The sequence below is a fragment of the Streptococcus parasanguinis genome (assembly GCF_001578955.1).
Classification (GTDB): domain Bacteria; phylum Bacillota; class Bacilli; order Lactobacillales; family Streptococcaceae; genus Streptococcus; species Streptococcus parasanguinis_U.
This window is the reverse complement of record NZ_KQ969691.1, coordinates 299,371-306,262: the sequence shown is the minus strand read 5'-3', so window position 1 is coordinate 306,262 and position 6,892 is coordinate 299,371. Positions and strand designations below refer to the sequence as shown.

Annotated in this window: 6 protein-coding genes; all 6 read left to right on the top strand. The window is 43.1% G+C overall.

The genetic code is table 11. The annotated features are described in order from the left end of the window. On the top strand, positions 1 to 549 hold a 549-nt coding region (locus tag SPADD19_RS12865), incomplete at its 5' end, for an ROK family protein (RefSeq protein ID WP_241496548.1). Further along, positions 543 to 2,423, top strand: coding sequence for a beta-N-acetylhexosaminidase (locus tag SPADD19_RS08235; RefSeq protein ID WP_061455757.1), 1,881 nt, complete (start codon positions 543 to 545; stop codon positions 2,421 to 2,423). The genes SPADD19_RS12865 and SPADD19_RS08235, both read left to right, overlap by 7 nt. A 229-nt stretch (positions 2,424 to 2,652) precedes the next feature. Further along, positions 2,653 to 3,582 carry an ABC transporter permease gene (locus tag SPADD19_RS08230; protein WP_061455756.1) on the top strand — a complete coding sequence of 310 codons (930 nt, stop codon included), beginning with the start codon at positions 2,653 to 2,655 and terminating at the stop codon, positions 3,580 to 3,582. A 13-nt stretch (positions 3,583 to 3,595) separates the two neighbouring features. Further along, the gene (locus SPADD19_RS08225; protein ID WP_003004100.1) at positions 3,596 to 4,528 is read left to right on the top strand and encodes a carbohydrate ABC transporter permease; all 933 of its coding nucleotides are present in this window, start codon (positions 3,596 to 3,598) and stop codon (positions 4,526 to 4,528) included. Between the two features lie 79 nt (positions 4,529 to 4,607). Beyond that, positions 4,608 to 6,089: an ABC transporter substrate-binding protein gene (locus SPADD19_RS08220; protein ID WP_003019093.1), complete on the top strand. Its 1,482-nt coding sequence runs from the start codon at positions 4,608 to 4,610 to the stop codon at positions 6,087 to 6,089. Positions 6,090 to 6,259: 170 nt separating this feature from the next. Then, positions 6,260 to 6,871 (top strand): YesL family protein, encoded by a 612-nt coding sequence (locus SPADD19_RS08215; RefSeq protein ID WP_003019096.1) that lies wholly within the window; start codon positions 6,260 to 6,262, stop codon positions 6,869 to 6,871. Positions 6,872 to 6,892 lie beyond the last annotated feature (21 nt).

Here is a 6,892-nt window from a genome sequence, read left to right as displayed (position 1 = left end):
GAACTGCTGGCGCATCCTGAGATTGAAAATGCAGCCTGTGTCGTGATTGGTACAGGGATCGGTGGCGCCATGATCATCAATGGCAAGCTTCACCGTGGTCGTCATGGCTTGGGTGGTGAGTTTGGCTACATGACAACCATCGAACCTGCAGAAAAGCTCAATAACTGGTCACAACTCGCTTCTACAGGAAACATGGTTCGCTATGTCATTGAAAAATCTGGTCAGTCTGACTGGGATGGCCGCAAGGTGTATCAAGAGGCTGTGGCAGGAAATGCCCTTTGCCAAGAAGCCATTGAGCGCATGAATCGCAACCTAGCCCAAGGACTGCTCAATATCCAGTATCTCATCGACCCAGATGTCATTAGCCTGGGTGGCTCTATCAGTCAGAATCCAGATTTTATCAAAGGGGTTCAAAAAGCAGTAGATACTTTTGTGGACAGATATGAAGAATATACAATTGCTCCAGTGATTCAAGCTTGCACCTATCAGGCAGATGCTAATCTCTACGGTGCCCTTGTCAACTGGTTACAGGAGGAAAACCAATGGTAACTTTTACCGGAATCAGCAGTAAACAAGCGCAAGCTTTAGAGTTGCTCCAAAATCACATTTCTCTACCAGATGTAGAAGTGGTAGTCGCTCAGTCTGACCATGCTTCTATTTCTATCAAGGGTGAGAAGGGGCAGTATCAACTGACCTACCGTAAACCTCATCAACTCTACCGTGCCTTGTCTGTCCTCGCAACAGCTTTAGCAGAAGGGGATAAGGTAGAGATTGAGGAGCAGGCAGCTTATGAAGATTTGGCCTATATGGCCGACTGTTCGCGCAATGCCGTGCTCAATGTCGCATCTGCCAAGCAGATGATTGAGGTCTTAGCTCTCATGGGTTATTCAACTTTTGAGCTCTACATGGAAGACACCTATCAGATTGAAGGGCAACCTTACTTTGGTTATTTCCGTGGAGCTTATGCTGCTGAAGAGTTACAGGAAATTGAAGCCTACGCCCAGCAGTTTGACATGACCTTTGTCCCATGCATCCAGACCTTAGCTCACTTATCAGCCTTTGTCAAATGGGGTGTCAAGGAAGTGCAGCAACTCCGCGATGTAGAAGATATCCTCCTCATCGGTGAAGAAAAAGTCTACGACCTGATTGATGGCATGTTTGCGACGTTGTCTAAGCTACAAACTCGCAAGGTCAATATTGGGATGGACGAAGCTCACCTGGTTGGTTTGGGACGCTACCTCATCTTGAACGGTATTGTGGACCGTAGTCTCCTTATGTGCCAACACTTGGAGCGCGTGCTGGATATTGCAGACAAGTATGGTTTCCACTGCCAGATGTGGAGCGATATGTTCTTCAAACTCATGTCAGCAGATGGTCAGTACGACCGTGATGTCGAAATTCCAGAGGAAACGCGAGTTTATCTAGACCGTCTCAAAGACCGTGTCACCTTGGTTTACTGGGATTATTATCAGGATAGCGAAGAAAAATACAACCGAAACTTCCGTAATCACCACAAGATCAGTCAGGATATCGCTTTTGCAGGTGGGGCTTGGAAGTGGATTGGCTTCACGCCCCATAACCATTTCAGTCGCCTTATCGCTCTTGAAGCCAACAAAGCCTGCCGTGCCAACCAGATCAAGGAAGTCATCGTGACAGGTTGGGGGGACAACGGTGGTGAAACGGCCCAGTTCTCGATCCTGCCTAGCTTACAAATCTGGGCGGAGCTCAGCTACCGCAATGATTTAGAGCGTCTGTCTGCTCACTTTAAGGGCAATACAGGCCTCTCAGTTGGGGACTTTATGCAGCTGGATCTGGCCAATCTCTTGCCAGACCTACCAGCTAATCTCAGTGGGATTAACCCCAACCGCTATGTTTTTTATCAGGATGTTCTCTGCCCAATTCTTGACAAGCACATGACACCTGGACAGGATAAGCCTCACTTTGCCAAGGCAGCTGAGACACTTTCTGACATTAAAGAAAAAGCGGGTGTCTATGCCTATCTTTTCGAAACTCAGGCTCAGTTGAATGCTATTTTAAGTAGCAAGGTCGATGTAGGACGACGCATCCGTGAGGCCTATCAAGCAGGTGATAAAGAGAGCTTGCAACAAATCGCTCAGGAAGAATTGCCAAAACTTAGAAGCGAGATTGAAACCTTCCATGCTCTCTTTAGCCACCAATGGTTGAAAGAAAACAAGGTCTTTGGCTTGGATACTGTAGACATCCGTATGGGTGGACTCTTGCAACGCATCAAGCGCGCAGAAATCCGTATTGAAAACTACCTAGCAGGCGAAATCTCTCGTATCGATGAACTAGAAGTAGAGATCTTGCCATTCAACGATTTCTACGGGGATCAGGACTTCGCAGCCACAACAGCTAATCAATGGCACACCATTGCGACGGCCTCAACCATTTATACAACGTAAAAAATGCCAAGTTGGATGACAGGTATCTCATCCACGGTGGGATAGGAGTAGAAGAGGAGCTGTCTTTACGATCACCCTTTTCTACTCCTTTTTTTAAAGCTATGTCATAAATTTGTAGAATTTTTTCTATAATTAGGAGTTTGAAAATATAAATGGGCTATCTTATAATAGGTGATGTAAACGCTACCAAAGTAAATAAACACGCTCAAGGCTCAAAGGGGGGAGTTAAATGAAAAAGTTTGTAAGGACTCTGAGAGAAAATTTCATTTTTCTTTTAATGGTCTTACCTGGTGCAGCGTGGTTAATCTTATTCTTCTATATTCCGGTTTTTGGGAATATTGTAGCATTTAAGGACTATCATATTACGGGAGAGGGCTTCATTGACAGTGTCATGAAGAGTAAGTGGGTTGGCTTTGACAACTTCAAATTCCTCTTTAGTTCCAAAGATGCCTACATTATTACAAGAAACACGGTATTGTACAACTTAGGATTCATCTTCTTAGGATTGATTGTTTCCGTTGGGATCGCCATCATCTTTAGTGAGTTGAGATCAAAAAGAGTGGTCAAGGTGCTTCAAACCTCCATGCTCTTCCCATACTTCCTATCATGGGTTATCATCAGCTTCTTCACCGATGCCTTCCTTAACGTGGACAAAGGATTGGTCAACCACATCTTAACTTCATTTGGCATGAAGGCCATCAATTTCTATTCAGAATTGTGGATCTGGCCAGCGCTTCTCCTCTTCTTAGGAATCTGGAAAGGCTTTGGTTATAGCAGTGTCATGTACTATGCAACCATCATGGGAATCGATCCAACCTTCTATGAAGCAGCGACCGTGGATGGTGCGTCTAAGTGGCAACGCATTCGCAACATCACCATTCCTCAGTTGTCTTCCTTGATTACAGTCTTGACCATTCTTGCAGTCGGAAATATCTTCCGCGCAGACTTCGGTCTTTTCTACCAAATCCCGCATAATGCTGGAGCGCTCTATAGCGTGACCAATGTTATTGATGTTTATGTCTACAACGGTTTGACCAAGTCAGGGGATATCGGGATGACAGCAGCCGCCGGTCTCTACCAATCGGTTGTCGGTTTAATTCTTGTTTTGATCTCAAATATCTTTGCTCGCCGCATTGATAAGAATTCCGCTCTCTTCTAGAAAGGAGGATCGTATGAAAAAATCAACCATTCAAAAAGAAAAAATTGATAATGTCGGGATCCATTCTTTCAGTAAGAAGAGCAACTTCTTCTTTACCTTGTTGTTGACCTTGGTCGGCTTGACCTGTGTGCTTCCCTTCATCTTCGTTGTCATGATCTCTTTGACAGACGAACAAAGTTTGGCAGTCCATGGATTCCAATTCTGGCCAGCAAAATTTGGATTTGATGGTTACCTCTTCTTGGTACAGTTCAAAGACAAAATCTTGCAAGCCCTCTTCATTACCTTGTTTGTGACCATTGTGGGAACAGCATGTAATGTCTTTATCACCACAACTTATGCTTACGCTATCTCACGGAGTACCTTTAAATACCGCAAGTTCTTTACCGTATTTTCACTCCTTAGTATGCTCTTTAGTGCAGGGTTGGTTCCAAGCTACATTGTGACCACTCAACTCTTGCAGTTAGGTGATACCATCGGGGCTTTGATTATCCCAATGTTGCTCAGTCCATTTAACATCATCTTGATGCGGACCTTCTTTAAACGGACCATTCCAGAAGCCATCCTTGAATCCGCTCGGATCGATGGGGCAAGTGAAACACGGATCTTCTTCCAAATCTGCTTGCCATTGTCTCTACCAGGGATTGCGACTATCAGTTTGTTCACTGCTTTAGGGTTCTGGAACGACTGGTTCAATGCCCTGCTCTATATTAAGAGTGACAACCTTTACCCATTGCAATACCTCTTGATGCAAATCCAAAACAATATGGATTACATCGCTAAAAACGTCGGGGTATCTGGCCAATTGGCAGGAGCTGTACAATCCATCCCACGGGAAACAGGACGTATGGCCATGGTGGTTGTGGCAACAGTGCCAATCGCCATTCTTTATCCATTCTTCCAACGCTACTTTGTAAAAGGCTTGACCATCGGTGGTGTGAAAGAATAAAGCCGTTCATTGAAAATCAACAGGATTTTCAACTCATAACTTAGTCTATAAAGAAAATAACATAAAGGAGATTTTTCTTATGAAAAATTGGAAAAAATACGCGTTAGCATCTGCTAGTGTGATCGCTCTTGGAGCTACTCTTGCTGCTTGTGGAAGCCTTACAGGGAACAACAAGAAATCAGCAACAACTGAAGATGGTAAACCAATCATCAAGATGTACCAAATCGGTGACAAACCAGATAACTTGGATGTTCTTCTTAAAAATGCCAACAAGATTATTGAAAAGAAAGTCGGCGCAAAATTGGATATCCAATACCTTGGTTGGGGTGACTACGCACAAAAAATGAATGTTATCATCTCATCTGGTGAAAACTATGATATCGCCTTTGCTAATAACTACGTGATCAACGCTCAAAAAGGTGCTTATGCTGACTTGACAGAATTGTACAAGAAAGAAGGGAAAGACCTTTACAAAGCACTTGACCCAGCTTACATCAAAGGGAACACTGTAAACGGCAAGATCTATGCTGTTCCAGTAGCAGCTAACGTTGCATCTTCTCAAAACTTTGCCTTCAACGGACCACTTCTTGAAAAATATGGTATCGACGTTTCAAACGTGAAAGACTATGCTTCCCTTGAACCAGTCTTGAAAGCCATCAAAGAAAAAGATCCAAACGTTGTTCCATTTGCAATGAACAAGAGCTACGGTGGACCTTCAGATGACTTCGACTATGTGGCTGTTGATGGACTTCCATTCGTAGTTGACTTGAAAGGTGACACCACTAAGATCGTTGACCGTTATACAATTCCACGTTATGTAGAAAACTTGAAGACTCTTCACAAATACTACGAAGCAGGATACATTCCAAAAGACGTAGCAACTAGCGATACTGGTTATGATCTTTCTCAAGATACATGGTTGGTTCGTGAAGAAACAGTAGGACCAGCTGACTACGGTAACAGCTTGCTTACTCGTGTAGCAAACCGTAAGATCGAAATCAAACCATTTACTGAACTTTACAAGAAGAACAACACTACTCAAGTAGCTAACTTTGTTATCTCAAACAACTCTAAGAACAAAGAAAAAGCCATGGAAGTGTTGAACCTCTTGAACACTGATCCAGAACTTTTGAACGGCCTTGTTTATGGACCAGAAGGCAAGAACTGGGAAAAAGTTGCCGGCAAAGAAAACCGTGTCAAAGTCTTGGATGGCTACAACGGAAACACTCACATGTCTGGATGGAACACTGGTAACAACTGGATTCTTTACATCAACGAAAACGTAACAGATGAACAAATTGCACAATCTAAGAAAGATTTGGAAACTGCAAAAGAATCCCCAGCACTTGGCTTCATCTTTAACACAGATAAAGTGAAATCAGAAATCACTGCTCTTACAAATACTTTGAACCAATTTGCAGGTGCGATCAATACTGGTACTGTGGATCCTGAAGTAGAAGTTCCTAAGATGCTTGAAAAATTGAAATCAGAAGGTGCTTACCAAAAAGTACTTGATGAAATGCAAAAACAATACGACGAATTCCTTGCTTCTAAAAAATAAGAACAGGTAGTGCGAAAAGGCTTTGGGGCTGTCTCCAAGGCCTTTTCACTCCTCTATGAAAACAAATCTTGGAAATGAAAATTGAGATTTCAATAGAAGAATGCAAATTTGAGGAAAGCGTTTTATTTTTATGATATAATAGAATGACTAATTGGAAAAGAGGCTGAAACATGGGAAAAATCATTGAGTTCATTTTTACGAGAGTCTATGTTGCTATGCTGGTAACAGGGATTTTTTGGGTTTTGACGATCTGTGGGGGTGTTCTGCTAGGAGTAGGACCAGCCGGCACCACAGTTATGAGCCTCTATGCAGAAAATGGCATGTCTTACAAAGACTATCACTGGTCACGCGCTTGGGAACTCTTCAAAGAAAATCTGGTCCCAGCCAATCAAGTCTTTTACACCTTCTTTGCGATTGAAGGGGTTCTCCTCTATGGCATGTATCTCATGATCCAGATTCCTCACTTGAATTTCTTCCAAATTTTGGTTCTCTTGTTTAATCTGGTTTTCCTCTTGGTTGCGCCTCTAGCTTACGCCGTTTATTTGAAATTGCAAGTTCATTTCGATCTCTCTTATGCCAATAGTATCAAGCTCAGTTTGATCGGAATGTTGCTGGACATTCGTCCAGTTCTGAAGCTCATCCTTGGAACCGCGCTACTTGGCGTCATTAGCTACTATATGCCAGCCCTTCTCTTTTTCGTCTTGATCGGTGTATGGCATTTCTTTGTCAATGATATTTTTGACCCTGTCTATCAAAACATCCACGAAAAATTGGTATCCTAACGATGAAAAGAATCTGGTTAA

Coding starts and splice junctions, on each gene's coding strand:
- SPADD19_RS08235 (WP_061455757.1), top strand. CDS start 543: ATGGTAACTTTTACCGGAATCAGCAGTAAACAAGCGCAAGCTTTAGAG.
- SPADD19_RS08230 (WP_061455756.1), top strand. CDS start 2,653: ATGAAAAAGTTTGTAAGGACTCTGAGAGAAAATTTCATTTTTCTTTTA.
- SPADD19_RS08225 (WP_003004100.1), top strand. CDS start 3,596: ATGAAAAAATCAACCATTCAAAAAGAAAAAATTGATAATGTCGGGATC.
- SPADD19_RS08220 (WP_003019093.1), top strand. CDS start 4,608: ATGAAAAATTGGAAAAAATACGCGTTAGCATCTGCTAGTGTGATCGCT.
- SPADD19_RS08215 (WP_003019096.1), top strand. CDS start 6,260: ATGGGAAAAATCATTGAGTTCATTTTTACGAGAGTCTATGTTGCTATG.